This window comes from Agrobacterium larrymoorei, assembly GCF_005145045.1.
Taxonomy (GTDB): domain Bacteria; phylum Pseudomonadota; class Alphaproteobacteria; order Rhizobiales; family Rhizobiaceae; genus Agrobacterium; species Agrobacterium larrymoorei.
Genome location: NZ_CP039691.1, coordinates 341,211 through 367,430 on the forward strand (window position 1 = coordinate 341,211; position 26,220 = coordinate 367,430).

Consider the following 26,220-nt stretch of genomic DNA (forward strand, 5'->3'; position numbering starts at 1 on the left):
AACCTGATGTGTTGGGTGAAGTTGAGACAGGTTTACTGTCGGCCCTGCTGCGATACAAGAGCCGAAACGCCAACGATTTCGATGCCGCGTGCCGCGGCTTCCACGCTCCATTTGGCAATGGCCGCAACACTCTCATCGAATGCCGATGCGACGCCGATTGCTGAGCCGTTGCGGCGGGCAACACGCTCCAGATCGTCCAGCTTGCGCAATATCGCAGCCTCGTTCACCTGATCGTCCAGTTGCAGGTCGGCAAAGCCTGTCGGCGTGGAAACCGCCTTCGCTATCGTGGCGGTTCTGGATTGTGCGGAAGAGCCGTCATCCAGAAACAGCAGGCCGCGCTCTCCAACGTCACGAAGAACAGGTTCCAGCGCCTTGTCATCCGCCATGAAGCGCGCGCCGAGATAGTTCATGATGCCGGTGTAATTGGTGATCTTCGCCATGGAGCGGTGGAGCCGCTCGATGTTGAGTTTAGGCGCGTCGGAAACCAGCAGCGTATCAGGTCCGGGATTGGTGCCGGGATAACCGAAGGGCTCCAGAGGAATTTGGAGGAGAATTTCGTGCCCCTCACGGCGGCCTTCCTGCATCCAGCGTTGCAGGCTGTTGCCGGAGGCGGCAAAACCAAGCGTTACCTCTGGCGGAAGGTCTCGGATGGCTTTCTGTGTGCCCGTCTGGCTCAGCCCCAGCCCGCCAACGACGATAGCGATACGGGTGCCGCGTGCGCCCGACCATGGGCGGGCATATTGATCCATTGGCCTCAAGCCATCCGGGCTGGAGATCGGAAGCTTTCCAAACGGACTGTCTTCCAGCAACTCCTCATTCGGACGCATCGCAACGCGCGGATCCTGACCGAACGTCTGACCTGTCATCAGGACCGGGCCATCAGCTGTGCGATCTTTCGGTGAAAAGACGGAAACGACATTGCCGTCCGGCATGGCGTTGCGCTGGACACTGGCACCGGACCGGCCATTTTGAAGCGCAAGACCATCCACATCGCTTGTGTTGGCGGGGCTTGCATTCGCTGCCGTCTGCGCGGGCGCCTCCGGCACCGCATTGGGAGCGGTAGAGTTGCTTTCCAGATTGCCGGGGGAAAGTGCGGTGTAGACCGAGAGGCCGATAATTCCGCCAGCAGCCAGAACGGCGACGGACGACATTACAGAAAAGCGCCGGAGCAATCCGGCGCTCTGTTTACGCTTCCGACCCATAAGCGGCTTACGCAGGTCTGATGACAATGCTCTATCCGTAACTGACGCCCAACCAGATGAAAGAAAGCACCGGCTTGACCGGTGCCCTCGTTCTTACTGCTTGTTGACGACTGCCTTTTCAGGATTTGGCGGGAAAGACGGATCCGTCTTCGTGCCATGCATCAGGTCCAGCGCGTAGTTCAGCTGGATATCGTCCTTGGCTTCCGGCGGGACGTAAGCTGCGGAGCCCGAACCTTCGTCCGTCTCGCTCTGGCCCTGAATATGTCCACGGAGGCTGGATTCGCCCTCGGCACGGACACGGCCCTGAAGCTCCGGCGGAAGCGGCTGCTCGACCTTGATGTCAGGCGTGATGCCCGTGCCCTGAATGGACTTGCCCGATGGTGTGTAATAAAGCGCCGTCGTCAGACGCAGCGCACCGGTTTCGCCAAGCGGGATGATCGTTTGAACCGAGCCCTTGCCGAAGGAACGCGTGCCGACCACAGTCGCACGACGCAGATCCTGAAGGGCACCGGCAACGATTTCCGATGCAGACGCCGAGCCGCCATTGACGAGAACGATGACCGGCTTGCCGTCGGTCAGATCGCCCGCCGTTGCATTGAAGCGGCGCGTCTCATCCGGATTGCGGCCACGGGTGGAAACCACTTCGCCACGCTCGAGGAAGGCGTCCGAAACGTTGATCGCCTGATCGAGCAGACCGCCCGGGTTGAGGCGTAGGTCAAGCACGTAGCCCTTCAGCTTGTCGGCCGGAACGTCTTCCTTGATCTTCTTGATCGCCTTTTCGAGATCGTCGTAGGTCTTCTCGGTGAAGGAGATAACGCGCAGATAACCGACATCGCCACCTTCGACACGCGACTTGACGGCGCGAACGGCAATGATGTCACGCATGACGGTTATGTCGAGCGGCTTGTCGGCACCCTGACGGATAACGGTCAACTTGATCGGCGTCTTGACGGCGCCGCGCATTTTTTCGACGGCTTCTTCCAGCTTCAGGCCGCGGACGGGTTGACCGTCGATTTCGGAGATGAAGTCGCCGGCAAGAATACCGGCCTTGGCGGCTGGCGTATCGTCCATTGGCGAGATGACTTTGATCAGCTCGTTTTCCATGGTGACTTCGATACCAAGACCGCCGAACTCACCCTTGGTCTGGGTGCGCATGTCGTTGGCATCGTCGGCATTAAGGAAGCTCGAATGCGGATCGAGCGAGCTCAGCATGCCGTTGATGGCGTTTTCGACCAGCTTCTTGTCATCCGGCGGCGTAACATATTGGGCGCGCACGCGTTCGAAGACGTCACCGAAAATTGCAAGCTCCTTGTAGGTGGAAGGACCGGCGGCCTGGGCCGGCATGCTTGCAGAATAGATAACGCTCATCGCTGTGGCACCCATAAGTCCACCGATGAGAAGAAGTGAAGCCTTACGAATCATTGCGCGCCCTTCCGGTATTTTTTGCGGTCCACCACGGTTGAGAATCAACTGGTACTCCGTCTTTCCTGAATTCAATGTAGAGCGTTGGCTTGTCAGTTTCCAGCGCCAAAGCCGCTGCACTCGCCACTCTTTTTGCGCCCATGGAAGCGATGGGTTCACCGGAGAAAACGAACATGCCCTGTCGCGTCCTCACATTGTCCATGCCCGTCAGCACAAGATGATAACCGTCTCCGGCATTTAAGATAATCATGCGGCCATAGCTGCGAAACTCTCCCGCAAACACGACAAAGCCGTCCGCAGGCGCCGTCACCAGCGCTTCCGGGCCGGTCGCAACAACAGTTCCCTTTGAGTAATGCCCTGTTCCATCGGCATCGCCGAAGCGTCGCAGCACCTCGCCCGAAACCGGCATCGCCAGCTTACCCTTCAGACTCGAAAACGGATATGCGGGCGCAATGCGGTTTTTATCGGGCATTCCGGCATCGGTCTGGGCCTGCAACTTGTCCCGTTCTGCATCCGGAAGACGGGCAATCCGCTGCTCTTCGAGACGCGCCTTTTCTTTCGCTTCACGCACCGAGGAAATCTCGTTTTCGAGCGACGAAACGAGGCCTTCGAGGCTCGTCGCCTTACTGGCAAGTTCTTCAGATCGTTGACGTTCTGCCTCCAGATCGGCTGTCGTCTGGCTGCTCTTCTTGTCGTTTTCGGCGCGCAGCAGATCGAGGCGCTTTTCCTCTTCGAGGCTTGCCGTCATCATGCCGGTCAGCTGTTCGCGCTCGCTGGCAATCGCCTGCCGCAGGTCGGTCAACTCTTTGAGAGCGGCAACCAGCTTGTCCGTCTCGGCGCGTATGCCCGGCACCACGGCGCCAAGAAGAATTGCGCTTCTGACCGAAGCAAGCGCATCTTCCGGCGACACGAGGAGGGCAGGCGGCGGGTTTCGGCCCATGCGCTGGAGGGCGGCCAGCACTTCCGCCAGCACGCCGCGACGTTCGCGCAACGATGCCTTGACGCCATCTTCGCGCACGGAGAGTTTCGCCAGCCGGTCTTCGCCATCGCTGATCTTGGCTTCGAGGTCCTTGCGCCTCTGTGCCGAGGCGATGAGCTCTTCCTTGATCCGCGCGGTATCCTGATTGAGCGCGGCGATGCTCTCTTCCAGCTGGCGGGATTTGTCCTCGGAAAGACCGATGCTGTCGACCAGTTCCTGAAGGTCTTCCCGGTTCTGGTCGCGGCGTTTTTCCAGTTCCTGCAAACCGTCAGGTTGAGCGGCCTGTTGTTCCGTGACAGGAGGCGGCGGCGCATCTTCTTGCGCCTGTACCGACTGTGAAGAATAGCTTTGCAAGCCAACGACAATAGCCACGCTCGCAAGGAGCGCATGCCTGAATTTGCCGCACGCTTGTTTCATGATGATGTTTCTTCAAACCTGAAAAGATTGGCGACCATACGCTGCTTCGCCGCTTCGCGCCAATGAGACTCACTTTGAAGCGACACAAGACCGTGTTTGCGACAAAAGCGGGGCAGTCGATTAATTATACGCGGTGATAGGGATGGCCTGAAAGAATGGTGACTGCTCGGTATAGCTGTTCGGCGATCAGGATGCGCACGATTTGATGCGGCCATGTGAGCTTGCCGAGGCACAGGGTCGCAATTGCTTTCTCGTAAAGAGCGGGGTCGAGGCCATCCGCACCGCCGATTGTAATGACGACGTCGCGCTTGCCATTGTCACGCATGGTACCGAAGAGGTCAGCGAAAGCGGGGCTATCGAGCGCTTTGCCGCGCTCATCAAGGAGGATCAAAGCAGCGCCGTCGGCCAGATGCTTTTCCAGTATCGCTGCTTCTTCGCGCTTGCGGGTATCGGCGTTGGAGGCACGACTTTCCTGCACCTCGATCATCTTGGCGAACTCCAGCCCGATTGCCGGACCGGCCTTTGCAAAACGATCAAGATAGCGAGACGCAAGGTCCTTCTCGGGGCCGGATTTCAGCCGTCCCACCGCAAAAATCGAAATCCGCATTCACAAATCCGCCTGTCCGCAACCTCATCCGGTTGCGCTCATAACAGAGCCGGGCACGGATTTCTATGTGGCCGGACTTTTCATCCGGCCTGAACCCGCATCAATGCAGCGTTTCTTCCTCGATGTCAGGAGCGGCCCACATCTTTTCGATGTTGTAGAACTCCCGCACTTCTGGACGGAACACGTGGATGATGACATCGCCTGCGTCGATCAGCACCCAGTCTCCGGCCTCAAGACCTTCAACGCGGGGACCGCCAAAACCCTCATCCTTCAGATCAGTGATGAGATGCTCGCAGATTGCCATGACATGCCTGCTCGACCGCCCGGACACGACTACCATGTAGTCCGCCAGCGCCGATTTTCCGGCAATGTTCAGGGATACGATATCTTCTGCCTTGGAGTCCTCGACACTCGCGAGGACGGTGTCTAGGGCACGACGGGCGGCATCGACGCCACTCTCCTGGCCCTTCGGGATAGCGCTGAAAGCTCTTCCCTTGGTGTGTACTGTTGTCAGAGGTTTTCCTTTCCGAAATGACAAAACAGATACTGCGTGTCGATTCGTCTCACGACACACAATAAAGGTGGCATCAATGTTTTAAATTTTCAAGATGTGGGCAGATCACGATACGCATCATACAAGGGTTCGTTTCTTGGATGTCGGGCATGAACTACTTGCGGCCATTGCGAAGTGCGGTGGAACTCAGTGTCGAACGCGGCCCGTGAATGAACACCCAGGCAGGCGCATCCTTCTTCCAGAGCACACCGGCGTCGTCCTCATCCACGCGCGCGTGGCTGAAGGCCTGCGCCATGGTGGAGGAGAGATAGGCGAGCGTCGCGCCCGGTCGGTCGATCACCGCAATCGGGAAGGTCTGCGCAATCGTGCGCCACTTCTGCCAATGGTGGAAAGTTCTCAAATTATCCGCACCCATGACCCAGATGAAACGCACATGCGGGTTCAGCGCCTTCACCTTCGCCAGCGTGTTGGCGGTGTAGCTGATGCCGAGCTTTTGCTCGAAAGCGGTGATCTTGATGCGCGGGTCGGTGACGAGATGTTCGCAGGCCGCAATCCGCTCCGCCAGAGGAGCGAGCTCCGCCTTGCTCTTCAACGGGTTGCCGGGTGTGACCATCCACCAGAGTTGATCGAGACCGAGACGCCTGAGCGCGATTTCCGCTACCAGCGCATGGCCCGCATGAGGCGGGTTGAACGAGCCGCCGAAAAGGCCGATGACCATGCCGCGCTCGGTGTGCGGCATGGTGAGGTAGCGCTGGTCTAGGGCTCTGTCAGCGGCCAAATATCAGGTCCGCGTCTGGCCGGTGCCGTGCACGCGGTATTTGAAGGATGTCAGCTGTTCGACGCCGACAGGTCCGCGCGCATGCATCTTGCCGGTCGCGATGCCGATTTCCGCACCCATGCCGAACTCTCCACCGTCGGCAAACTGCGTAGAAGCATTGTGCAGAAGGATGGCGGAATCGATCTCGTTGAAGAAACGGGCAACGACTTGCTGGTCCTCGGCAACAACCGCTTCCGTGTGGTTGGAGGAGTAGGTGCCGATGTGTTCGATTGCACCGGAGATACCATCCACCAGCGTGACGGAAATGATTGCATCGAGATATTCGGTGCGCCAGTCTTCTTCTGTTGCGGCTTTGACGCCTGTAACGGCTTGCTGGACCTGTTCGGAGCCGCGCACCTCGCAGCCTGCTTCCAGCAAAATCTTCACCAGCGGCTCGAGATGCGTCGAAGCGACAGCTCCATCCACCAGCAGCGTCTCGGCGGAACCGCAAATGCCGGTGCGGCGCATCTTGGCGTTCAGCACGATTTTTCTGGCCATGTCCAGATCAGCGGATTTGTCGACATAGACGTGGCAGATGCCTTCCAGATGCGCGAAAACCGGCACGCGGGCCTCGGACTGCACACGTGCGACAAGGCTCTTGCCGCCACGGGGAACGATGACATCCACAGTGCCGCCAAGACCGCCGAGCAGAGCGCCAACGGCGGCACGGTCTGTGACCGGCACCAGTTGGATAGCATGCTCTGGAAGCCCTACGATCCTCAGGCCTTCGACAAGGCAGGCATGGATAGCGCGCGATGAATATTGCGAATCCGAGCCGCCACGCAGGATGACGGCGTTACCGGCCTTCAGGCAAAGAGCGCCAGCATCGGCAGTCACATTTGGGCGGCTCTCATAGATCACGCCGATCACGCCGAGCGGCGTGCGGACGCGCTCGATCTTCAGGCCGTTGGGGCGTTCCCAGGCGGAGATGACTTCACCGACAGGATCGGCAAGGCCAGCGATGGCGCGAATACCTTCGGAAATTCCGGCAATGCGGGAGCGGTCTAGCTTGAGCCGGTCGATGAAGGATGCGGCAACACCGGAAGTTTCGGCAGCGTCGACATCCCTGGCGTTTGCCTCCAGAATTCTATCGACCGAGGCATCGATGGCGGATGCCATTGCCAGCAGCGCGCGGTTCTTCTGGTCGGTGGAAGCGATGGACAACGGTCGCGAAGCAGCTTTCGCCTGAGCGCCGATGTTCATCATCAGTGCATCAATATTCTGGCTCTGCTTCACGGCCTGTTCAGGCATCGACTTCGTCCTTCTTCACGTTTTTCACTTTGACGGATGTTCCCGTCATCACCAGATCATCGCGATGGATCATCGCAGAGCGACCGACATAACCGAGGATCGCCTCGATCTCGTTGGACTTGTGGCCATTGATCTGGCGCGCCTCGTCGGCATCGTAACCAGCCAGACCACGGGCTATCTCACGACCTTCCGAGCCGATAATTGCAACCGCATCGCCGCGACCGAAATTGCCCTTCACCAGCCGAACTCCGGCTGGCAGCAAGCTCTTGCCCTGATAAAGCGCCTTTTCGGCGCCCGCATCCACATGCAATTCGCCCGCAGGCTGAAGCTGCCCGGCAATCCATGTTTTGCGCGCGGTGACAGGCGTTCCGGATGGCGCAAACCACGAAGAACGCGCACCGTTTTCGATGGCTTTCAACGGGTTCAGCGTCTTGCCGGACGCGATGATCATACCGCAGCCCGCAGCCGTCGCAATCTTGCCCGCATCGATCTTGGTGCGCATGCCGCCGCGCGACAGTTCCGATGCCGCACCGCCCGCCATGGCCTCGATCTCAGGCGTGATTTCGGCGATGGTTTCGAGAAACTTCGCTTCCGGGTCGAGATGCGGAGGAGCGGTGTAAAGACCGTCGATATCCGACAACAGGATCAGCAGATCGGCACCTGTCATCGTCGCCACGCGCGCGGCCAGACGATCATTGTCGCCATAGCGAATTTCTGTGGTGGCAACGGTGTCGTTTTCATTGATGATCGGGGTCGCGCCGATCTTCAGCAACTGATTGATCGTCGCGCGCGCGTTGAGATAGCGGCGGCGCTCTTCCGTGTCGGAGAGTGTCAGCAGGATCTGGCCAGCAACGATATCGTGCTTGGACAGGCTTTCCGACCATGCGCGCGCCAGTGTGATCTGGCCAACGGCTGCTGCAGCCTGGCTTTCTTCCAGCTTCAAGGCGCCCGATGGCAGATTGAGGACCGTGCGGCCAAGCGCGATGGCGCCTGAGGAGACCACCTGCACATCCGCGCCATTCTTTTTCAGTTCCGCGATGTCATCGCAGATCGCATCGAGCCAATCTTTTTTCAGCCCGGTCTTACGATCCACCAGAAGCGCGGAGCCGATCTTGATGACGATGCGATGGTGGCTGCCCAGCGGTTTTCGCGCCGATGCGGAGGTTTCGCTCATAGACGGTCATCTCCGTCTTCAAGCTCCTCATCGACAGGCATGGAACGGTCGGGAAGGGCGGTTTCACCGCCTCCGCTGGCATCGACAATCACGTCGCGCAGTGCGCGCAACGCCTCGGTCATGCCGATGTGTGCAGCAGCCGAAAGGAGGAGAGGCGGACGTCCGCAGGCTTTCTCAAGCTCCTTGGCCTTCTTCTTCAATTCCTTCTCGTCCAGCACATCGATCTGCGACAGTGCTACGATTTCCTTCTTGTCGGTAAGACCGCCGCCATAGGCATCGAGCTCCGCCTTCACCGTCTTATAGGCCTGACCGACCTTTTCTTCCTGAGCGGAAACGAGGTGCAGCAGTACACGGGTGCGCTCCACATGTCCAAGAAAACGGTCACCAATGCCGACACCTTCATGCGCGCCTTCGATGAGACCCGGAATATCCGCCAGAACGAATTCGCGGCCATCGATGGTGGCGACGCCAAGGTTGGGGTGCAGCGTGGTGAATGGATAGTTTGCGATTTTCGGGCGCGCGCGCGTCACCGTCGCAAGGAAGGTGGACTTGCCCGCATTCGGCAGACCGACGAGACCGGCATCCGCAATCAGCTTCAGACGAAGCCAGATCGTCTTCTCTTCACCGGCAAGGCCCGGATTTGCATGCGTGGGTGCCTGATTGGTGGAGGATTTGAAATAGGCATTGCCGAAGCCGCCATTGCCGCCTGCGGCGATACGGAAGCGCTGGCCTTCCTTCGTCAGATCGATGATCAGCGTCTCATTGTCTTCTTCGAAAATCTGCGTGCCCACGGGCACGCGCAGCACCACATCCGAGCCCTTTGCGCCGGTGCGGGTCTTGCCCATGCCGTGCTGGCCGATGGAGGCCTTGAAGTGTTGCTGGAAGCGGAAGTCGATCAGCGTGTTGAGGCCGTTGACGACCTCCACCCACACATCGCCGCCGCGTCCGCCATCGCCGCCATCCGGGCCACCGAACTCGATGAATTTTTCGCGCCTGAACGATACGGCACCTGCGCCGCCATCGCCGGACTTGATATAGACTTTTGCTTCATCGAGAAATTTCATCGGATTGCCGTTCTGTCAGCTCATTCGCAGTTGTGGCAAAGCCATGCTGCATCAAAAAAGGTTCTGCCGCTTCGAATATAGGCGCTTGCCCCGCGCGTCAAAGATTATCGTGGGCAAGTGCGCTTGCGACAAGGCCGGTTCGCGACGAAACCGGCCTCGTTCTATGTTGTTACGGTCGCGGCACAGCGAAGTCTTCCGCCTTCAGCTCCGTGTCGATATGGGCGACCATGCTCGAGCGGGCCACCGCGTAGGTCTCGCGGCATCCGGTGATGTGGAAGCCGAGCTTCTGCTGAACCCGAAGCGATGCCGGATTGTCCGCAAAGACGCCGGAATGCAGGGTTTCCCCCGGCATGCGCCGGAAGAAGCGCTCGACCACCGCAGCGACAGCCTCGGTCATATAGCCCTTGCCCCAGTAGAAGCGGTTCAGCCAGTAACCGAGATGCCATTCGCCATGGCGGCGCTCGACCGAGACGACGCCGATCAGGGTGTCATCGCCGGTGGTGATGGCGAAATCCCAGTCAGGCAATGTGCCCGAGGTGCGCAGGATCAGCCATTCCAGCGCATCCTGCCTGTAATAGGGTGCAGGAACGCGCGCCAGCATGCGGGTCACCTGGAAATCGCTGAGCGATTCCGCGATGCTGCCCGCATCCGCCAAACGCTGGGGCCGCAGCACCAGACGGCTGGTTTCAATCGTCGGGCAGGGGCCGGGCGGAGGGTTGGTTTCGACGCTGCGCGAGCGTATCAACTGCGCCGTACTCATCGCATATCCCCCCAGCTTCTCAATGATACCCATGTCTTGCGATCCAGCCTGTACCATTCGACCGGAACCATGCCGCCAAGCGCCAGCGATCCGACCATGCCGGAACCCTGAAGCTGGAAACCGCACTTTTGTATGACGCGCCGCGAGGCGATGTTGGTAACCCGGCAGCGCGCATCGATGTGGTCGATCTCGCGGGTGCGGAAAGCCATGTCGATCAGGGCATGCGCGGCTTCGGTGGTGTAACCTCTGTTCCAATAAGGTTCGCCAAGCCAATAGCCCATTTCGAGGGTCTTTTCGTCTTCCTGCGGCTCTAGCCCGCAGCAGCCCATAAACTCGCCATTGTCCATGCGCGTAATCGCATAGACGCACTTGCCAATCTCGCCTGCTTTTGCACGTCGCACGAAATCCGCGGCGTCTTTCGCCGTGTAAGGGTGCGGCATGCGCGACACCATGGTCGCTACATTGGCGTTGTTGGCAAGATGGGCAAGGGCGTCGATGTCTTCGTCGTGGGGTTTGCGCAAAACCAGCCTTTGCGACAATAAGACGGGGCAATCGCTCCTTGACCGTTCAGGTCTTATCCGTTCTTCGGGTGACCGTGATTGGTCAACCCTCAACAATTCAGCTTGCATGGTTCAGTCCTCCGTGGAGTTAAAGAAAAAGGGGAGTTGGGTGGTGCCCCAACTCCCCTTTTTTATGACTGAACCTGTTACGTCTCAGCCGGGTCATTGGGACACCGGCTGCATATGACGCTTACCGGCTTTATTCTGCGGCTTCCGCTTTCGGTGCTACGGATACGAATACGCGACCGTTGCCCTTCGTACGGAAATTCACGTTGCCTGCCGTCAGTGCAAAAAGCGTATGGTCTTTGCCCATGCCGACATTGGCGTCGGGATGCCACTGCGTGCCGCGCTGACGAACGATAATGTTGCCTGGAATGACGGCTTCGCCGCCGAACTTCTTCACGCCAAGGCGCTTGGAGTTGGAATCGCGACCGTTACGCGAAGAACCGCCAGCTTTTTTGTGTGCCATTGGATTGCTCCTTTAAACCTAGTTTCCCGTGTCGCGCCGATTAAGCAGCAACGATGTCCGTGATACGGACGACAGTGTGATGCTGACGATGACCGCGCGTGCGCTTGGAGTTCTGACGACGACGCTTCTTGAAGGCGATGACCTTCTTGCCGCGATTGTGCTCGACAACTTCAGCCTTGACCGTTGCGCCAGCAACGAAAGGAGCGCCGAACTTTGCGTCAGCGCCAACGCCGATCACGAGAACTTCGGTGAATTCTACAGTTGCGCCAGCGTCTGCTTCCAGCTTTTCGATGGTCAGCACGTCGTTGGCCGCTACGCGGTACTGCTTACCGCCGGTCTTGATGACTGCGAACATTTTTTATCCTTTCATGTTCGTTCCGGCTCTGCCCGCAGATGCGGTCTGGCCGTCTTTTTATCAGTCGGAATGGCGGAAATTTCTTGAGGCCTATGGCTCGTGAAAACTCTGCCGGTGGGCCGCTTTATAACAAGCGGAGTAAATAGAAGGCGCAATACGCCATCAATTTGGGTGCGGGATACGCGAGGAGAGGTTTTCTGTCAAGCGCAGAAGGGCTCTAAAAGTAACCGTAAAACAAGGAATCGCAGGTGATTTCTGCCGTTGTGGCAAAGAGGTCTCGAATTTTTTGCGCGAAGGGTTTATATGAGCCCCACAACAAGGAGCAGAAATGGCCCGCATAGACAAGACCGACGATTGGCGGGATCGCCACGCGCCGACAATTTCAGCGTTCGAATCGCTTGCCATTGAGGCATATGGCCACCTGCCGGAAGAATTTCGCGCCCTGACCAAAGACCTCATCATCGAGATCGCCGATTTTCCGACCGATGACGTCTTCGAAGACATGGCGCTTGAAACACCATTCGACCTGCTGGGCCTTTTCGAAGGCCGCGGCATTTCGGAACGTTTCACCATGGAAACCGGCGAGATGGTGAACCGCATCACCCTCTATCGCCGCCCGATCCTGGATTACTGGGCGGAGAACGAAGAGACGCTCGGCGATATCATCACCCACGTCCTGATCCACGAGATCGGCCATCACTTCGGCCTATCGGACGATGATATGGAGCGGATCGAGGAAAGTGCGGACGAGGCTGCTGCGGAGCGGTAATATACCCATTTCCGTCATGCTCGGGCCTGTCCCGAGCATCTGCTGACGTTGCATTTGTCGCGACGTGTCTGGATCCTCGGGTCAAGCCCGAGGATGACGGCGGGAGTGGATTTACTGCTCACCCAACTTCATCTCAGGATCGTATTCCTTGCCTTCCACCGTCTTCGTCACAGCCTGGCCGCAGTGCATGATACCGGCTGCGGCGTTGAAAGCGTAGCTTGGGGAGCCGGCGAGTTCCCAACCCTTGTTCAGCGCCTCTGTGACGCGATGACAAAACTTGGCGTCGTCGGGGCCGGTGATGAAACGATAGACTTTCATGCTCTCTTAAGCCTTTCTTGCGGCGATGATATCGGCCATTGCGACCAGCCGTTCGGCTTGCGCGACATGCAGCCGCTCGATCATCCGCCCATTGGAGTTGATGACGTTCAATCCCACAGATTCCGGTTTTGCGAAAGCGGCGATTATTTCGCGTGCTTCCGCGAGCGCTGCCTCATCTGGTGCAAAGGCGGCATTTGCAGCTTCGATCTGGGCCGGATGGATCAGCATCTTTCCGTCAAAGCCCATATCCCGGCCTTGTGTGCATTCCTCGGCGAAGGCGTGAAGATCGCGGAAATCGTTCGAAACGCTGTCGATGACGTCCAGACCGTAGGCGCGCGCAGCCAGCACGACCTGCATCAGCCAGGGAATGAGATAGGTTCGGCCGGGTTTCGCAGGGACACGCGTTTCCTTGCGCAGATCGTTGAGACCGACGACGAAGCCGCCTAGCCGTCCGCCTTGGGTATGCGCCGCTTCTGCAATCGCCGCGACATTCAGTATGCCGCGCGGGGTTTCGATCATCGCCCAGATTTTCATCGTTTCCGGCGCGTCAGCCTCGGCGAGAAGATCGGCGACATCGTGAATGTCCGAAGGCTGCTCCACCTTGGGCAGCAAAACGGCATCCGGTTTGCAGGCAAGCGCCGCTTCGATATCTTTACGACCCGCTGGCGTGGACAGGGGATTGATGCGGATGATGCATTCGCGCTCCGTGACTGGAGTATCCTGAAAGAGGGAAACCAGATTGGCGCGTGCCTCGTCCTTCATGTCCGGGGCGACTGAATCTTCCAAATCGAAAATCGCGCCATCACAATCCAGTGAGTGTAGTTTTGCGAGTGCCCGCAGGTTTATTGCCGGAACAGACAAGAGCGAGCGGCGTGGGCGGACAGTATTATCGAAATAAAAATTGGCCATGCCGCACTTGTGTCAATCTTTTGTGACATTCGCAAGCTGATAGGCGATGTGAAACCTCTTGCAAGCCGCATGAAGAAGGCCCACATTCGTCTGGACAGAAAGGTTTGGAACATGCAGGGCATTCGTACATTCTTCATCGCCGCCTCCAGTATCGCAGTTCTGGCTCTGGCCGCACTCTTCACCGCATCTCTGACGATTGCATTCGTTGGAACGCTTGCGGTCCTCAGCATCGCCAAGATGTTTTCCGCCCGCCTCAAACCGGCTCCCATTCGTGTCAAGACCGATCCGCGTCGCGAGCAGAATATGCGCGTGTGGAACGATGGCCGCGGCACGATCATCGATCTTTAAAAATCCGACGCTTTAACGCGATATCATCCGCGGCGTACCGCAATGGCGTGCTTTGCTCTTCAAAAGCGCGCCATTTTGCATTATTGGCCAGAAAACTGGGCCAACAGGCGTCCTAAAGAACATCGGAGTGAGAGATGGATAAGTTCACCAAGCTGACGGGTGTCGCTGCCCCCATGCCGGTCGTCAATGTCGATACGGACATGATCATTCCCAAGGATTATCTCAAGACGATCAAGCGCACCGGCCTCGGCAAAGGTCTGTTTGCCGAGTCTCGTTACCTTGAAGACGGCTCGCCGAACCCGGATTTCGTGCTGAACAAGCCCGCCTATCAGAACGCCCAGATTCTCGTTGCCGGTGATAATTTCGGCTGCGGCTCCTCGCGTGAGCATGCGCCATGGGCGCTGCTGGATTTCGGTATCCGCTGCGTCATCTCGACCAGCTTCGCCGATATTTTTTACAATAACTGTTTCAAGAACGGCATTCTGCCGATCGTCGTCAGCCCGGAAAATCTGGAAAAGCTGCTGGATGACGCCTCGCGCGGTTCCAACGCGGTTCTGACCGTCGATCTGGAAAATCAGGAAATCAGCGGCCCGGACGGCGGACGCATCAATTTCGAAATCGATGCCTTCAAGCGCCATTGTCTGCTGAACGGCCTCGATGACATCGGGCTTACGCTCGAGCATGCAGGCGCTATCGACAGCTTTGAAAAGACCAATGCGTCTGCCCGCCCCTGGGCTTGATATGATTTGAAAACGTGAGAGCCGATTTGGTGCGCGACCCGTACCGAATCGGCTTTTGCTTTGCTTGAAATGCACAAAATCCAGCGTTAAGAAGCCGACATCTCGCAGCGATATGTTGCGACATACGGATTTTGACGCGCGCGTTTCGAATGGCACTCAGTCCCTCAACGCGCCAAGGAGGATTTTCATGACAGTGCGCTCGCTCTTCCTGCTGCCCGGTGATGGCATTGGCCCAGAGGCCATGGCCGAAGTCCGCAAGCTGATCGATTACATGAACAGCGAGAAGAGCGCGGGCTTCACCGTCGAAGAAGGTCTGGTCGGCGGCTGCGCCTACGACGCGCATGGTGTGGCAATTTCCGATGCGGATATGGAAAAGGCGCTTGCTGCCGATGCAATCCTGTTCGGCGCCGTCGGCGGCCCGAAGTGGGATGGTGTACCTTATGAAGTGCGCCCGGAAGCGGGCCTGCTGCGTCTGCGCAAGGATCTGGAACTGTTCGCAAATCTGCGTCCAGCCATCTGCTATCCGGCCCTCGCCGCCGCCTCATCCTTGAAGCCTGAGCTGGTCGAAGGCCTCGATATCCTCATCGTTCGCGAATTGACGGGTGGCGTATACTTCGGCGAGCCGAAGCAGATCATTGATCTCGGCAATGGCCAGAAGCGCGGTATCGACACGCAGATCTACGACACATTCGAAATCGAGCGCATCGCAAGCGTTGCTTTCGAACTGGCCCGCACGCGCGACAACCGCGTCTGCTCCATGGAAAAACGCAATGTCATGAAATCCGGCGTGCTGTGGAACCAGGTCGTGACCGAAACGCATGCGGCCAAGTACAAGGATGTGCAACTGGAGCACATGCTGGCAGATGCCGGTGGCATGCAGTTGGTGCGCAAGCCGAAGCAGTTCGATGTCATCGTGACGGACAACCTGTTTGGCGACATGCTTTCCGATGTTGCTGCCATGCTGACCGGCTCGCTCGGCATGCTGCCATCCGCGTCTCTCGGCGCACCGGATGCCAAGACCGGCAAGCGCAAGGCCATGTATGAGCCCGTTCATGGCTCTGCACCGGATATCGCTGGGAAGGGTATTGCCAACCCCATCGCGATGATCGCCTCCTTTGCCATGTGCCTGCGCTATTCCTTCAACATGGTTGAGGATGCGACGAAGCTTGAGACGGCAATCGCCAATGTCCTCGAAAAAGGCATCCGCACCGCCGACATCATGGCGGAAGGCTCGCGTCAGGTCAGCACGTCTGAAATGGGTGATGCAGTTCTGGCGGAATTCAAGGCTCTGTAAGGGGCTGGCATCGAGTTTCGTCGTTCTCGGCCTTTGCCATCGCTGTCCGGTTTAAACTGAGTTGGTAGTTTGGGGCGAGAACAGCTCTCATATCCGTCACCCGCACTTGATGCGGGGTCCAGCAGACGCGCGTCTGCGCGTCGAAAGAGTCTTTCAGACCAAGGACTTGGTCTGAATGGATCCCGGATCAAGTTCGGGATGACGGAAGTGGGGAGTGCCGTTGCCGCATTCATAGCCAGCGTTGCACTGGCGAGTCCGAGACCTATACCACGCCAATAAGTCTCAACCGGACAGCAGTGGGACATGCCCGAGGATGATGTCTATGGGTTCGGCAGAGGCTGCGCTTCCCGTTATTTCCCCGTCTCATCCGGCTTAACCGCAATCGAATGAATGGTCGGCTCTTCCGAGGGCTGGCCGATGTCTTCGCCCTTTGCCAGCAGTGGCTCGTAGCGCTTGTCGGTCAGCGTCTTTAGAAAGGCGACGATAGCGTCCACGCGCTTGTCATCCAGAGCGGGCGCGGAGGTCAGCTCCGTCATGGCGATGTTTTCCGGGACTTCCGGTGCATCCCACTTCTCACCCGTTTCCGGGTTGATCTGACGGCTTGGTTTCTTGCTCTTGTACTTCACATAAAACAGCACGACGGTCCGCAAGTCCTTGAACACGCCATTGTGCATGTAAGGACCAGTCACCGCGACATTGCGCAGGGACGGTACCTTGAACTTGCCACGCTGGGCCGGATCACCAGCGACTGCGGGGTTCTGCGCAAGGCCCAGATCTATCGCGTCCGTCTTCGAACCATTGGCGGCACGCACGCCCTTATTGGCGGGAACGCCGATGTTGAAATATTTGTGGTTGGTAAAGACGCCGTCCGAGAGGCCGTGCTGTCCCTGGATCGTATGGCAGGTGTTGCAATTGGTGAATTGCGAGGAGGACATCAGCACGCGACCGAGCTCTTCCTGATCGGTCAGCTTCTCTTCGCCACGTAGGAAGCGATCATATTTCGAATCGAAGGTGGAGAGCGCATCCGTGCGTTCGAAAGCGGCGAGCGCCTTGCCCATGGCAGCGAAGGCAGCGTCGTCATTCTGAAAGACATCGGCTCCGAATTGCGTGCCGAAGGCGCTGGCATAATCCGGGTTTTCCTTCAGCCGCTTCACTACGCTCGTCTTGTCCGGCATTCCCATCTCAGTGGGGTTGAGCGGTGGGCCGCCAGCCTGATCTTCGAGTGTCGCAGCGCGACCATCCCAGAACTGGCCGCCGACATATTCTCCAAGCTCGTTCTTGCCGAAGGGCGGAGAGAATCTGGCATAGGCCGTTGTCGGTGCGTTGCGATCCCCCAGAGACGTGCCGTCATCCCCCAGAGAAACTGCATGACCGATCTTTTCCGACTCGCGGATATCGGTGAAGCCATTGGCCTGCGTGTGGCAGGTGGAGCAGGCCATTGTCCGGTTCATCGACAGATTGGGGTCGTGGAACAGCGCTTCCCCGAGCTTTTCAAGCGTCGAATAATTCTCGCCGCTATGTGCAGCAACACCCCCGCCTACGGCAACAGGAAGGAGAATGAGCGCCGCAACGGCAAGGAAACGAGAGAAATGCCTGACCATGTCAGAAACGCCGGAAAAGTGGAAACCGGCAGGCTCTATAGCATCTTCATGACGCGAAGCACAGAAACTTTCTTGGCACGCTCCACTTTGCCGCAGGCCGTTCGGTCTGCTTTAGACTTCGAAGTAATTTTCGAAGGATTCCGGGAAGCTCTGGCGTGCCACGCGCTCATCGATGACCAGCATTGCCTCATAGGACAGAGGATCGAAATTCTTCTCGGCGGCCAATACTTCGCGCCCGAACAGCAGGTTAAGGCGGGCGGCATCGAGATTGCCGCGCTCGAAAGGCTCAGCACCGAAATGATGCCATAGCGCGTGTAGGAAGGCAGCGTCCACCTTATGCTCCGGCGTGCCGGGACGTGCCTTGCGCGGGATCTGCTTGATGGGGGTCACGCCGCGCGGATTGGCGCGGCGGATAGTAAATTGAATACCCGTGCCCGGCATGCCAGATGGAAAGCCACGGTGTTTCGTCATGTCGGGCAGGTTCGCCATTCGTCTATCCTTCAGCTCTTGCCGATCTTGTCCTGCGTCTTCGTATCGAAATCGGACGCGTCGTGACGTTCATGTAGCTGTTCCGAAGGATCACCGGAAGCCTTGTTGACCATGCGTCCACGTTTGACGGCGGGACGTTCGGCAATTTCATCGGCCCAGCGCTTTACATTTTTATAGCTCGCCGCATCCAGAAACACTTCGGCATTCGGATAGGACTGGCCGCGCGTGAGGTTGCCATACCACGGCCAGATGGCGATATCCGCGATGGAATATTCATCGCCTGCCATATAGCGATTATTCGCCAGATGACGATCGAGCACATCCAGCTGGCGCTTGGCTTCCATGGCGAAACGGTCGATGGCATATTTGATGTGGATCGGCGCATAGGCGTAGAAATGGCCAAAACCGCCGCCGAGGAAGGGGGCAGAACCCATCTGCCAGAACAGCCAGTTCAAAGCTTCGGTCCGGCCCTTATGATCCTTTGGCAGGAAAGCGCCGAATTTTTCCGCGAGATAAAGCAGGATCGCGCCGCTTTCGAAAACGCGCGTCGGCTCCGGCGTGGAATGATCGAACAGCGCAGGGATCTTGGAGTTCGGATTGACCTCGACAAAGCCGGAGCCGAACTGGTCGCCATCGCCGATCTTGATCAGCCAGGCATCATATTCTGCGCCGGAATGACCGGCAGCGAGAAGCTCTTCCAAAAGAATGCCAACCTTCTGGCCATTTGGCGTCGCCAGCGAATAAAGCTGAAGCGGGTGCTTGCCGACCGGTAGTTCCTTCTCATGCGTGGAACCTGCAATCGGACGGTTGATGTTGGCAAAAGCGCCACCATTGCCCTTTTCCCACTGCCAGACCTCAGGCGGCTGGTAACCAGCGGGGAAGTTGTTTTCGGGAGACTTGTCGGCCATGAAAATCCGTCCTTGTTTCAGGTGGGTTCGGTGTCCTAAGCAATATAGGAAGGTGGAAGCGTTTCCTCCACTCCTATGAAAACAGAATTAGGCCAACACCGCAAAGAAGCATCTAACCCTTTGCGATTGCGTGGAAAAATGTACCCGAAACATGGCCGCGCCGTTCGCCAGAAGTACCGAGCGGTTTGCCTTGCCCATCGGCAATTTCGGCAAAGGGCAGATCATTGCCGGGTTCGATGACGCGGGCGTAGTGGAATTCATGGCCGCGAAGAACATCACCCGCTTTGCCAAGTGGGCCGTCCGTCGCAATTTTCGCCTGACGATAACCGAGGTTCATCTTGCGCTTGGCAAAGCTGGTGGCGTGGGAGAGCAGGCCGGTCATAGGGTGCGTTACGCCGTCTGCATCTTCCAGCGCTTCGCCCAGCACCATGTAGCCGCCACATTCACCGTGAACCGGTTTGTTTTCGGCGAAACGTGAGAGCTCAGCCTTGAAGCCTGCGGCGCAGGCCAGTTGACCTGCGTATAGTTCCGGGTATCCGCCGGGCAGCCAGCAGATGTCGCAGGACGGATCTGGGCCTTCATCGGCAAGCGGCGAGAAGGACACGATTTCAGCACCCGCTTCGCGCCACTGGCGCTTGAGATGCGGGTAGAGGAAGGTAAACGCCGCATCGTCTGCAAGCGCAATGCGTTGGCCGGGGGGCGAAATGCCTGCATCTGGCGACGTTTCGGAAATGGTGATGGGCTTTGCTAAGGAAAACAGCGCATCGAGATCGATTGCCCGCTCCATCGTATCGGCCAAGCGCTCGATATGTGCGTCGATTTCTGGATGCTCGCTCGCCTGTACCAGCCCGAGATGACGTTCGGGGAGGATGAGCGATGGATCGCGCATAACGCATCCAGCGACGGGAAGCCCGATCTTTTCGATGGCCTCGGTGCAGAGCTTGCGATGGCGCTCGCTGCCTGCGCGGTTGAGGACGACGGCGGCCATCTTCACGGCGGGGTCGTAATGGGCAAAGCCATGCGCCATGGCGGCAGCGGTTTGGGACTGGCCGGAAACATCCAGCACCAGCAGCACGGGAATGCCGAAGAGGCGCGAAAGATCGGCAGCCGAGCCGGTGCGATTATCCGCAACGGGAATGCCATCGAACAGGCCCATGGCGCTTTCGATCAAGAGCAGTTCCGCACCATCGGCCTGCTGGGCGAGCAGATGACGCAGCAAATCCGGCTGCATGGCCCAACTGTCCAGATTGAGGCCGGGTGTGCCCGTTGCGAAAGCATGAAAGCCCGGATCGATGTAATCCGGCCCCGTCTTGATGCCACGCACCTTCACGCCACGACGGGCAAAGGCTCTCAGCAGACCGATGGTCACGCTGGTTTTGCCGGATCCGGAGCGTGGCGCGCCGATGATGATGGCTTTTGCAGTCATTGCAGAATTCTCGTTTGAAGGCACGTTCGACATTGCTTGCGTCAGTTGTTTACCGATGACGGCAGAGGCTGCAAGGTCTATAGGATAATCATGGAAAGTGATGGAAAAAATCTCCGCCGTGGCTGGACCACGGGCACTTGCGCTGCCGCCGCGACGAAAGCCGCATGCGAGGCGCTTGTTTCCGGGGCGTTTCCTGATCTGGTCGAGGTCGAACTTCCAAGCGGGGCCCGACCTGCCTTTGCTTTGGCAACGCAGACGAAAGGCGTTGATTTCGCTCGCGCAGGCATCATCAAGGACGCCGGTGACGACCCGGACGTGACCCATGGTGCGCTGATCGAAAGCACGGTTCGTAAGGCTGCCAGAGGAAACGGTATCAGCTTCAAGGCTGGCAGAGGTGTGGGAACGGTCACCCGGCCCGGTCTGCCGCTGCCGGTGGGGGAACCGGCCATCAATCCCGTACCGCGTAAGATGATTGCGGCGGCAATCCATGAGGTCGTGGGAGAGGGCGCAGATTTCGAAGTCGAAATTTCCGTTCGTGACGGTGAGAAACTGGCCGAAAACACCCTGAATGGCAGGCTCGGCATTCTTGGCGGCATTTCCATTCTGGGGACAACCGGTGTCGTCATTCCGTTTTCCTGTTCCGCATGGATTCACTCGATCTGGCGCGGGATCGATGTGGCGCGGGCAGAAGGGCTGACACATCTTCTGGGTGCCACCGGCAATGCATCGGAAAAGGCCGGTCAGGCGCTATACGGTCTGCCGGAAACCGCCCTGATCGACATGGGTGATTTTATCGGTGGGATGCTGAAATATCTGCGTAGTCACCCGGTGGAACGGGTAACGGTGGCGGGTGGGGTCGCGAAAATGACGAAGCTCGCGCAGGGCATGCTGGATGTTCATTCCAAGCGGGGCCTTGCCGACCTTGAAGCCTTGTCGGTTCTGGCGGGGGAAGCGGGTGCGGATGGCATTTTGATCGATGCTATCCGTAACGCCAACACGGTGTCTCATGCGTTCGGAATTGCGGGGGATAAGGATATAGACCTTGGAGGTCTCGTGGCGCGCAAGGCGTGGTCCACAGCAGCAAGTGCGTTGAACAGACCGGATATCGCGCTCGATATTCTTGTGTTCGATCGCGATGGCCGGTTGAAGGGGAGGACGCGCTCCACGCCATCGGATAGGGATTTGCCGGATTCTTGAAACGCGTCGCTCAAGAGACCTGATATTGCTTAAGTCACCAGGCCGAATATGACGGCTGCAACGAATGCGAAGCAGATGCCGACCAGTGCCGTATGTATCGATGCCTGCCAGCCGCGATGCGGCGCGGTCGACGGCGTGAAATCTTTTACTTTTCCAACCTTGGAATAAGACATCGCACCCTCCTTATTGATACATGATCGGCCAAGCCGACCGTTAAGCCCGATTGCACACAGAATATCGCTATTCTCTAGTGTTCCTGTAGAGATAAAATTCCATAAGATAGCTCATCCGGGAAAAATCCTGATCGTGACTTGCCTCCCAACAAGCATCGATCTACCGGAGTCACGATTATCAACGTCTGGACCCTGTTTCGGTTCAACGCGAATAAGGCGGTAGGGCAAGTTGGCGGATATCGATGCGATCATCATAGGTGCAGGCGTTATCGGCCTTGCCATCGGGCGTGAACTGGCACTCTCGGGCAAGTCCGTCATTCTGCTGGAAAAGGAGAGCGAATTCGGTAGCGCCACGTCGTCACGCAACAGCGAGGTGATCCATGCCGGGCTCTATTATCCGCAGGGCAGTCTGAAAGCGCGTCTTTGTGTTGAAGGAAAGAAGCGGCTTTATGAGTATTGCGACAGCCATGGTGTGGCTCATCGCCGCTGCGGTAAGCTGATCGTAGCGACGTCGGCGGAAGAAATTCCCCTGATCGAGCAGCTTCAGCAGCGCGGCAGTGCAAATGGATGCGACGATCTGACATTGATCAGCGCCCGCGATGCCATTGCCATGGAGCCTTTGCTTGCCTGTGAAGCAGCCCTTTATTCCCCCTCAACCGGCATCATCGATAGCCATGGTTATATGCTGGCATTGCTGGGAGACCTTGAGGATGCAGGCGGAAGCATTGCGTATCGTGCACCTTTTCTGCGCGCTGTGTCGGAACACGGTGCTTTTCGCGTTTTCGTCGGCGGTGCAGAACCAGCGGAGTTGACCTGTGACGTGCTGATCAACGCGGCTGGCCTCGTCGCGCCCCATGTTGCCGGGTCGATTGAGGGGCTGTCTCCCTCACATGTTCCCAGAGCTTATTACGCCAAGGGCTCCTATTTCTCGCTGAAGGGAAAATCACCCTTTTTGCGTCTGATTTACCCCGCGCCGCATAGCCACGGTCTCGGCGTGCACCTGACGCTGGATATTGCAGGTCAGGCCCGTTTTGGACCTGACATAGAATGGATCGACAGCATCGATTATGCGGTCGATCCTTCCCGTTCGGCTGGTTTTGACGATGCCATAAGGCGTTATTGGCCGGGCCTGCCGGATGATGCGCTTCAGCCCGCTTATTCAGGCATCAGGCCAAAGATTTCCGGGTCGGATGAGGCTGCGATGGATTTCCGCATTGATGGGCCGGAATCCCATGGTGTTGAAGGCCTCGTCAACCTTTTCGGCATCGAGAGCCCGGGTCTGACGGCTTCGCTTGCCATTGCGTCAGAGGTTGCTTCCAGGCTTGGCACTTAAGCCCGCGCTAGGAGCTCAGCCGCCTGTATATTGAGCATCCGTGACGTGCTCCATCCAGTCCACGACCTTTCCGTCCTTCACTTCCTGAATGGCGATATGGGTCATGGCCGTTTCGGGCGAAGCGCCATGCCAGTGCTTTTCTTCTGGCGCGAACCAGACGACGTCACCGGGTGCGATTTTTTCGATGGGGCCACCTTCACGCTGAACGAGGCCTGATCCGGAGACGACGATCAGCGTTTGTCCGAGTGGATGGGTGTGCCAGGCCGTGCGGGCGCCGGGTTCGAAGGTTACCTGCGCGCCCTGTACGCGTTCCGCATCATGCGGGTTGAAAAGAGGATCGATGCGCACTGTTCCGGTGAACCAGTCGGCTGGTCCTTTTCCCGATGGTTTCGTGCCTGCGCGTGTGATTTGCATGATATCGCTCCTGTCTTGTTTCGAGGGCGCTTAAGCGTATTTCGAAAGCGCAGCCGCCATGATGTCCGCATCGACATTGCCACCGGATGCGACGGCGATAACGGTTTCGGCTTCCATTTGATCCGCGTGGAACAGGGCTGCGGCCAGCGCCACTGCACCACCCGGTTCCACCACGACCTTGAGGCGCTGGAACGCCAGAACCATGGCGCGCAGGGCCTCTTCTTCCGATACCACAATGCCCTTGCCGCACAGCGTCGCCATGATCGGAAAGGTAATGTGGCCGGGCTGCGGCGTGATGATCGCGTCGCATATGGAGCCGGATAAGGCAGCATTCCGCTCGATTTTGCCGGAATTCAGGGAACGTGCCACGTCATCGAAATTTTCAGGCTCGCAGGTGCGGACTTTGAAACCGGGCGCCTTGGCCTCGAGCGCAAGTGCAACGCCGGAGGTCAGGCCACCGCCGCCGCAGGGCACCAGCACCTCAGCCTCTTCGATGCCCGCTTCCTTTCCCTGTTCCGCTATTTCCAGCCCGACGGTTCCTTGCCCTGCAATGACGAGCGGTTCATCGAACGGACGGATCAGTGTCAGCCCACGCTCAGCAGAAATCGTCGCTCCAATGGCATCACGGTCGTCTTTAGAACGGTCGAAAAGCACGATTTCTGCGCCATAGGCTCTGGTATTCTCGACTTTGATCCTCGGCGCATCCTGCGGCATGATGATGACGGAGGGGATGCCGTGCAGGCTTGCGGCAAGCGCCACGCCCTGCGCGTGGTTGCCGGAAGAGAAGGCGATGACGCCGCGCTGGCGTACCTCCGGCTCCAATGCGGAGACCGCAGACCAGCCGCCACGAAACTTGAAGGAGCCGGTGCGTTGCAGGCATTCGGCTTTGACGAAGACCTTGCGCCCCGCGATCTTGTCCAGAAAGGGAGAGGACATCAACGGAGTTCGGACGGCCTCGTTACCAATGCGGTCGCGGGCGGCTTCGATCATTACAATATCGGTCATGTCATTCCTGCGTCATTCAAAATCAATTGTTCCACCATAAGGGCAAATGCCGCGACGAGAAGCCATAAAAAAATCCCCGGTCGAAACCGGGGATTTGTCTGTTTGTGATCTGGTTCAGGCCAGCGTGTAAGCGGTCTTCACCGTGGTGAAGAACTCGTTGGCATATTTGCCCTGTTCGCGCGAACCGAAGGAGGACGCCTTGCGGCCGCCGAACGGCACGTGGAAATCCACGCCTGCGGTTGGCAGGTTCACCATCACCATGCCAGCTTCGGCATTGCGCTTGAAGTGGGTTGCGTGCTTCAGGCTGGTGGTAGCGATGCCCGAGGACAGGCCGAATGGCGTATCATTGGCAACGGCCAGAGCCTCGTCGTAATTCTTCACGCGGATGACGGCTGCGACCGGTCCGAAGATTTCCTCGCGCGAAATGCGCATATCGTTGGTGGCCTCGGTGAAAAGCGTCGGCTGGAGGAAGAAGCCCGGCGTTCCGCGCTCCAGAACCTCACCGCCGAAGGCAAGCTTTGCGCCTTCCTTCTTACCGATCTCGATATAGTCGGTGTCCTGCTTCAGCTGCTTTTCATCGACAACCGGACCGACATGGGTTTCCTTGTCCAGCGCATGGCCGACATTGATCTTGGCGAGGCGTTCGGACAGGGCAGCGACGAACTTGTCGTGAATGCCTTCGGTGACGATGATGCGCGAGGATGCCGTGCAGCGCTGTCCGGTGGAATAGAAACCGGAATTGGCAGCAGCTTCGACTGCGACGTTGAGGTCCGCATCGTCAAGAACGACGAACGGGTTCTTGCCGCCCATTTCCAGCTGGAATTTGCGGTTGAATGGCAGCGAGGAGGCGGCAACGCGCTGGCCGGTGCCGGTGGAGCCGGTGAAGGTGATGCCTGCAAGGTCCGGGCTATCCAGCATGGCCTGACCGACGACGGAGCCACGACCCATGACGAGGTTCAGCACGCCCTTAGGCAGACCGGCGCGATGCAGGATGTCGACGATCGCCCAGGAGCAGCCAGGAACCAGATCGGCAGGCTTGAAGACGACGGTGTTGCCGTAGCAGAGCGCAGGCGCGATCTTCCAGGCCGGGATGGCGATCGGGAAGTTCCAGGGCGTGATGATGCCGATGACGCCGAGCGGCTCGCGGGTAATTTCAACGCCGATGTTCGGGCGGGCGGACGGAATGACTTCGCCTGCCAGGCGCAGAGCTTCGCCAGCGAAGAAATCGAAAATCTGCGCGGCGCGGATGGTTTCGCCGATGCCTTCGGCCAGAACCTTACCTTCTTCACGCGCCAGCAATGCGCCGAGCTCATCCTTGCGTGCGAGAATTTCGTCTGCCGTCTTCTTCAGAATTGCGTGGCGTTCCAGAATGCCGGAGCGCGACCATGCAGGGAAGGCTGCCTTTGCCGCGGCAATAGCCTGCTTGGCGTCGTCCGCCGTTGCCTGAGCGTAAAGGCCAACGACCTCGTTCGTATCGGAGGGATTGATGTTCTTCGACGTGTCGGATCCGATCCATTCTCCGCCGATAAGGTTCTGATGAATTGTCATGGCAAGCTCCCTATAATACCGAGGCGTTCGCCGATTTTGCGACGCCTTTTTGAAACCGAACGGTCAAACGCTATCTCGCCGCGGCAGGGCGCGGCGAAGTCGGTGCGGACCCTATGTCATATTACCAATGGACGAAAGTCACCATATGATAATATTT

The 26,220-nt window shown here is 58.3% G+C and carries 29 protein-coding genes; 6 read left to right on the plus strand and 23 right to left on the minus strand.

Translation table 11 applies throughout. The annotated features are described in order from the left end of the window. Nucleotides 1-32: 32 nt before the first annotated feature. The 13 genes from CFBP5473_RS01565 to rplU all read right to left on the minus strand — a co-directional run bounded on the left by CFBP5473_RS01565 (nucleotide 33) and on the right by rplU (nucleotide 11,591). The gene (locus CFBP5473_RS01565) at nucleotides 33-1,229 is read right to left on the minus strand and encodes a divergent polysaccharide deacetylase family protein (RefSeq protein WP_027673555.1); all 1,197 of its coding nucleotides are present in this window, start codon (nucleotides 1,227-1,229) and stop codon (nucleotides 33-35) included. A gap of 66 nt (nucleotides 1,230-1,295) precedes the next feature. Then, nucleotides 1,296-2,624, minus strand: coding sequence for a S41 family peptidase (locus tag CFBP5473_RS01570; RefSeq protein WP_027673556.1), 1,329 nt, complete (start codon nucleotides 2,622-2,624; stop codon nucleotides 1,296-1,298). Next, nucleotides 2,614-4,020: a murein hydrolase activator EnvC family protein gene (locus CFBP5473_RS01575; protein ID WP_027673557.1), complete on the minus strand. Its 1,407-nt coding sequence runs from the start codon at nucleotides 4,018-4,020 to the stop codon at nucleotides 2,614-2,616. The genes CFBP5473_RS01570 and CFBP5473_RS01575 overlap by 11 nt, the downstream gene beginning before the upstream one ends. A gap of 124 nt (nucleotides 4,021-4,144) precedes the next feature. Next, nucleotides 4,145-4,627 (minus strand): 23S rRNA (pseudouridine(1915)-N(3))-methyltransferase RlmH, encoded by a 483-nt coding sequence (rlmH, locus tag CFBP5473_RS01580; RefSeq protein ID WP_027673558.1) that lies wholly within the window; start codon nucleotides 4,625-4,627, stop codon nucleotides 4,145-4,147. A gap of 100 nt (nucleotides 4,628-4,727) precedes the next feature. Then, nucleotides 4,728-5,165 carry a ribosome silencing factor gene (rsfS, locus tag CFBP5473_RS01585; protein ID WP_027673559.1) on the minus strand — a complete coding sequence of 146 codons (438 nt, stop codon included), beginning with the start codon at nucleotides 5,163-5,165 and terminating at the stop codon, nucleotides 4,728-4,730. Nucleotides 5,166-5,295: 130 nt separating this feature from the next. Beyond that, on the minus strand, nucleotides 5,296-5,880 hold the full coding sequence (locus tag CFBP5473_RS01590) for a nicotinate-nucleotide adenylyltransferase (RefSeq protein ID WP_106389307.1): 585 nt from the start codon (nucleotides 5,878-5,880) through the stop codon (nucleotides 5,296-5,298). A gap of 42 nt (nucleotides 5,881-5,922) precedes the next feature. Further along, nucleotides 5,923-7,209 carry a glutamate-5-semialdehyde dehydrogenase gene (locus CFBP5473_RS01595; protein WP_027673561.1) on the minus strand — a complete coding sequence of 429 codons (1,287 nt, stop codon included), beginning with the start codon at nucleotides 7,207-7,209 and terminating at the stop codon, nucleotides 5,923-5,925. Beyond that, on the minus strand, nucleotides 7,202-8,383 hold the full coding sequence (proB, locus tag CFBP5473_RS01600; RefSeq protein ID WP_027673562.1) for a glutamate 5-kinase: 1,182 nt from the start codon (nucleotides 8,381-8,383) through the stop codon (nucleotides 7,202-7,204). Before proB ends, CFBP5473_RS01595 begins: the two co-directional genes overlap by 8 nt. Continuing rightward, nucleotides 8,380-9,447 (minus strand): GTPase ObgE, encoded by a 1,068-nt coding sequence (gene obgE, locus CFBP5473_RS01605; RefSeq protein WP_027673563.1) that lies wholly within the window; start codon nucleotides 9,445-9,447, stop codon nucleotides 8,380-8,382. Before obgE ends, proB begins: the two co-directional genes overlap by 4 nt. A gap of 169 nt (nucleotides 9,448-9,616) precedes the next feature. After that, nucleotides 9,617-10,207, minus strand: coding sequence for a GNAT family N-acetyltransferase (locus tag CFBP5473_RS01610; protein ID WP_027673564.1), 591 nt, complete (start codon nucleotides 10,205-10,207; stop codon nucleotides 9,617-9,619). After that, nucleotides 10,204-10,836 carry a GNAT family N-acetyltransferase gene (locus tag CFBP5473_RS01615; RefSeq protein WP_027673565.1) on the minus strand — a complete coding sequence of 211 codons (633 nt, stop codon included), beginning with the start codon at nucleotides 10,834-10,836 and terminating at the stop codon, nucleotides 10,204-10,206. Before CFBP5473_RS01615 ends, CFBP5473_RS01610 begins: the two co-directional genes overlap by 4 nt. A 130-nt stretch (nucleotides 10,837-10,966) precedes the next feature. Further along, on the minus strand, nucleotides 10,967-11,236 hold the full coding sequence (rpmA, locus tag CFBP5473_RS01620) for a 50S ribosomal protein L27 (RefSeq protein ID WP_027673566.1): 270 nt from the start codon (nucleotides 11,234-11,236) through the stop codon (nucleotides 10,967-10,969). Nucleotides 11,237-11,276: 40 nt separating this feature from the next. Further along, a complete protein-coding gene (gene rplU, locus CFBP5473_RS01625) occupies nucleotides 11,277-11,591 on the minus strand; it encodes a 50S ribosomal protein L21 (protein WP_027673567.1) in 315 nt (104 codons plus the stop codon). Between the two features lie 328 nt (nucleotides 11,592-11,919). On the opposite strand from rplU, the gene CFBP5473_RS01630 reads away from it, so the two are divergent. Next, nucleotides 11,920-12,360 (plus strand): metallopeptidase family protein, encoded by a 441-nt coding sequence (locus CFBP5473_RS01630; protein ID WP_027673568.1) that lies wholly within the window; start codon nucleotides 11,920-11,922, stop codon nucleotides 12,358-12,360. A 111-nt stretch (nucleotides 12,361-12,471) separates the two neighbouring features. Here CFBP5473_RS01630 and CFBP5473_RS01635 read toward each other — a convergent pair whose 3' ends face one another. Together CFBP5473_RS01635 and CFBP5473_RS01640 are read right to left on the minus strand one after the other, a co-directional pair. Next, the gene (locus CFBP5473_RS01635) at nucleotides 12,472-12,678 is read right to left on the minus strand and encodes a DUF1737 domain-containing protein (RefSeq protein WP_027673569.1); all 207 of its coding nucleotides are present in this window, start codon (nucleotides 12,676-12,678) and stop codon (nucleotides 12,472-12,474) included. A gap of 6 nt (nucleotides 12,679-12,684) precedes the next feature. After that, nucleotides 12,685-13,587, minus strand: coding sequence for an HpcH/HpaI aldolase/citrate lyase family protein (locus tag CFBP5473_RS01640; RefSeq protein WP_027673570.1), 903 nt, complete (start codon nucleotides 13,585-13,587; stop codon nucleotides 12,685-12,687). Nucleotides 13,588-13,698: 111 nt separating this feature from the next. Between CFBP5473_RS01640 and CFBP5473_RS01645 the strand changes: the two genes are divergently transcribed. The 3 genes from CFBP5473_RS01645 (at nucleotide 13,699) to leuB (ending at nucleotide 15,969) form a co-directional block, all read left to right on the plus strand. After that, nucleotides 13,699-13,935 carry a hypothetical protein gene (locus CFBP5473_RS01645; protein ID WP_027673571.1) on the plus strand — a complete coding sequence of 79 codons (237 nt, stop codon included), beginning with the start codon at nucleotides 13,699-13,701 and terminating at the stop codon, nucleotides 13,933-13,935. Between the two features lie 134 nt (nucleotides 13,936-14,069). After that, the gene (gene leuD, locus CFBP5473_RS01650; RefSeq protein WP_027673572.1) at nucleotides 14,070-14,675 is read left to right on the plus strand and encodes a 3-isopropylmalate dehydratase small subunit; all 606 of its coding nucleotides are present in this window, start codon (nucleotides 14,070-14,072) and stop codon (nucleotides 14,673-14,675) included. Between the two features lie 187 nt (nucleotides 14,676-14,862). Next, entirely contained in the window at nucleotides 14,863-15,969 is a 1,107-nt protein-coding gene (gene leuB / locus CFBP5473_RS01655; RefSeq protein WP_027673573.1) for a 3-isopropylmalate dehydrogenase, read from the plus strand. A gap of 350 nt (nucleotides 15,970-16,319) precedes the next feature. Here the strand turns inward: leuB and CFBP5473_RS01660 are convergent, their stop codons facing one another. The 4 genes from CFBP5473_RS01660 to CFBP5473_RS01675 form a co-directional block, all read right to left on the minus strand. Next, nucleotides 16,320-17,570: a cytochrome-c peroxidase gene (locus CFBP5473_RS01660; RefSeq protein WP_027673574.1), complete on the minus strand. Its 1,251-nt coding sequence runs from the start codon at nucleotides 17,568-17,570 to the stop codon at nucleotides 16,320-16,322. A gap of 111 nt (nucleotides 17,571-17,681) precedes the next feature. Beyond that, on the minus strand, nucleotides 17,682-18,059 hold the full coding sequence (locus CFBP5473_RS01665; protein WP_027673575.1) for a hypothetical protein: 378 nt from the start codon (nucleotides 18,057-18,059) through the stop codon (nucleotides 17,682-17,684). An 11-nt stretch (nucleotides 18,060-18,070) separates the two neighbouring features. Then, nucleotides 18,071-18,967, minus strand: coding sequence for a glutathione-dependent disulfide-bond oxidoreductase (gene yghU / locus CFBP5473_RS01670; protein ID WP_027673576.1), 897 nt, complete (start codon nucleotides 18,965-18,967; stop codon nucleotides 18,071-18,073). A 112-nt stretch (nucleotides 18,968-19,079) separates the two neighbouring features. Further along, nucleotides 19,080-20,393, minus strand: coding sequence for a cobyrinic acid a,c-diamide synthase CobB (locus tag CFBP5473_RS01675; protein WP_027673577.1), 1,314 nt, complete (start codon nucleotides 20,391-20,393; stop codon nucleotides 19,080-19,082). A gap of 90 nt (nucleotides 20,394-20,483) precedes the next feature. Between CFBP5473_RS01675 and CFBP5473_RS01680 the strand changes: the two genes are divergently transcribed. Further along, the gene (locus CFBP5473_RS01680; RefSeq protein WP_027673578.1) at nucleotides 20,484-21,590 is read left to right on the plus strand and encodes a cobalt-precorrin-5B (C(1))-methyltransferase; all 1,107 of its coding nucleotides are present in this window, start codon (nucleotides 20,484-20,486) and stop codon (nucleotides 21,588-21,590) included. 29 nt (nucleotides 21,591-21,619) lie between these two features. On the opposite strand, the gene CFBP5473_RS24985 is transcribed toward CFBP5473_RS01680, so the two are convergent. Continuing rightward, complete coding sequence (locus tag CFBP5473_RS24985; protein WP_169696864.1) at nucleotides 21,620-21,763, minus strand: hypothetical protein; 144 nt, start codon at nucleotides 21,761-21,763, stop codon at nucleotides 21,620-21,622. A gap of 229 nt (nucleotides 21,764-21,992) precedes the next feature. Here CFBP5473_RS24985 and CFBP5473_RS01685 point away from each other — a divergent pair, with 229 nt between their 5' ends. Beyond that, entirely contained in the window at nucleotides 21,993-23,096 is a 1,104-nt protein-coding gene (locus CFBP5473_RS01685; RefSeq protein ID WP_027673579.1) for an NAD(P)/FAD-dependent oxidoreductase, read from the plus strand. Nucleotides 23,097-23,111: 15 nt separating this feature from the next. On the opposite strand, the gene CFBP5473_RS01690 is transcribed toward CFBP5473_RS01685, so the two are convergent. The 3 genes from CFBP5473_RS01690 to CFBP5473_RS01700 form a co-directional block, all read right to left on the minus strand. After that, the gene (locus CFBP5473_RS01690; RefSeq protein WP_027673580.1) at nucleotides 23,112-23,510 is read right to left on the minus strand and encodes a (R)-mandelonitrile lyase; all 399 of its coding nucleotides are present in this window, start codon (nucleotides 23,508-23,510) and stop codon (nucleotides 23,112-23,114) included. 30 nt (nucleotides 23,511-23,540) lie between these two features. Then, nucleotides 23,541-24,515, minus strand: coding sequence for a threonine ammonia-lyase (locus CFBP5473_RS01695; RefSeq protein WP_027673581.1), 975 nt, complete (start codon nucleotides 24,513-24,515; stop codon nucleotides 23,541-23,543). A gap of 114 nt (nucleotides 24,516-24,629) precedes the next feature. Next, nucleotides 24,630-26,063 carry an aldehyde dehydrogenase family protein gene (locus CFBP5473_RS01700; protein WP_027673582.1) on the minus strand — a complete coding sequence of 478 codons (1,434 nt, stop codon included), beginning with the start codon at nucleotides 26,061-26,063 and terminating at the stop codon, nucleotides 24,630-24,632. Nucleotides 26,064-26,220 lie beyond the last annotated feature (157 nt).

Coding starts and splice junctions, on each gene's coding strand:
- CFBP5473_RS01570 (WP_027673556.1), bottom strand. CDS start 2,624: ATGATTCGTAAGGCTTCACTTCTTCTCATCGGTGGACTTATGGGTGCC.
- CFBP5473_RS01575 (WP_027673557.1), bottom strand. CDS start 4,020: ATGAAACAAGCGTGCGGCAAATTCAGGCATGCGCTCCTTGCGAGCGTG.
- rlmH (WP_027673558.1), bottom strand. CDS start 4,627: ATGCGGATTTCGATTTTTGCGGTGGGACGGCTGAAATCCGGCCCCGAG.
- CFBP5473_RS01590 (WP_106389307.1), bottom strand. CDS start 5,880: ATGCCGCACACCGAGCGCGGCATGGTCATCGGCCTTTTCGGCGGCTCG.
- CFBP5473_RS01595 (WP_027673561.1), bottom strand. CDS start 7,209: ATGCCTGAACAGGCCGTGAAGCAGAGCCAGAATATTGATGCACTGATG.
- proB (WP_027673562.1), bottom strand. CDS start 8,383: ATGAGCGAAACCTCCGCATCGGCGCGAAAACCGCTGGGCAGCCACCAT.
- obgE (WP_027673563.1), bottom strand. CDS start 9,447: ATGAAATTTCTCGATGAAGCAAAAGTCTATATCAAGTCCGGCGATGGC.
- CFBP5473_RS01610 (WP_027673564.1), bottom strand. CDS start 10,207: ATGAGTACGGCGCAGTTGATACGCTCGCGCAGCGTCGAAACCAACCCT.
- CFBP5473_RS01615 (WP_027673565.1), bottom strand. CDS start 10,836: ATGCAAGCTGAATTGTTGAGGGTTGACCAATCACGGTCACCCGAAGAA.
- rpmA (WP_027673566.1), bottom strand. CDS start 11,236: ATGGCACACAAAAAAGCTGGCGGTTCTTCGCGTAACGGTCGCGATTCC.
- rplU (WP_027673567.1), bottom strand. CDS start 11,591: ATGTTCGCAGTCATCAAGACCGGCGGTAAGCAGTACCGCGTAGCGGCC.
- CFBP5473_RS01630 (WP_027673568.1), top strand. CDS start 11,920: ATGGCCCGCATAGACAAGACCGACGATTGGCGGGATCGCCACGCGCCG.
- CFBP5473_RS01635 (WP_027673569.1), bottom strand. CDS start 12,678: ATGAAAGTCTATCGTTTCATCACCGGCCCCGACGACGCCAAGTTTTGT.
- CFBP5473_RS01640 (WP_027673570.1), bottom strand. CDS start 13,587: ATGGCCAATTTTTATTTCGATAATACTGTCCGCCCACGCCGCTCGCTC.
- CFBP5473_RS01645 (WP_027673571.1), top strand. CDS start 13,699: ATGCAGGGCATTCGTACATTCTTCATCGCCGCCTCCAGTATCGCAGTT.
- leuD (WP_027673572.1), top strand. CDS start 14,070: ATGGATAAGTTCACCAAGCTGACGGGTGTCGCTGCCCCCATGCCGGTC.
- leuB (WP_027673573.1), top strand. CDS start 14,863: ATGACAGTGCGCTCGCTCTTCCTGCTGCCCGGTGATGGCATTGGCCCA.
- CFBP5473_RS01660 (WP_027673574.1), bottom strand. CDS start 17,570: ATGGTCAGGCATTTCTCTCGTTTCCTTGCCGTTGCGGCGCTCATTCTC.
- CFBP5473_RS01665 (WP_027673575.1), bottom strand. CDS start 18,059: ATGGCGAACCTGCCCGACATGACGAAACACCGTGGCTTTCCATCTGGC.
- yghU (WP_027673576.1), bottom strand. CDS start 18,967: ATGGCCGACAAGTCTCCCGAAAACAACTTCCCCGCTGGTTACCAGCCG.
- CFBP5473_RS01675 (WP_027673577.1), bottom strand. CDS start 20,393: ATGACTGCAAAAGCCATCATCATCGGCGCGCCACGCTCCGGATCCGGC.
- CFBP5473_RS01680 (WP_027673578.1), top strand. CDS start 20,484: ATGGAAAGTGATGGAAAAAATCTCCGCCGTGGCTGGACCACGGGCACT.
- CFBP5473_RS24985 (WP_169696864.1), bottom strand. CDS start 21,763: ATGTCTTATTCCAAGGTTGGAAAAGTAAAAGATTTCACGCCGTCGACC.
- CFBP5473_RS01690 (WP_027673580.1), bottom strand. CDS start 23,510: ATGCAAATCACACGCGCAGGCACGAAACCATCGGGAAAAGGACCAGCC.
- CFBP5473_RS01695 (WP_027673581.1), bottom strand. CDS start 24,515: ATGACCGATATTGTAATGATCGAAGCCGCCCGCGACCGCATTGGTAAC.
- CFBP5473_RS01700 (WP_027673582.1), bottom strand. CDS start 26,063: ATGACAATTCATCAGAACCTTATCGGCGGAGAATGGATCGGATCCGAC.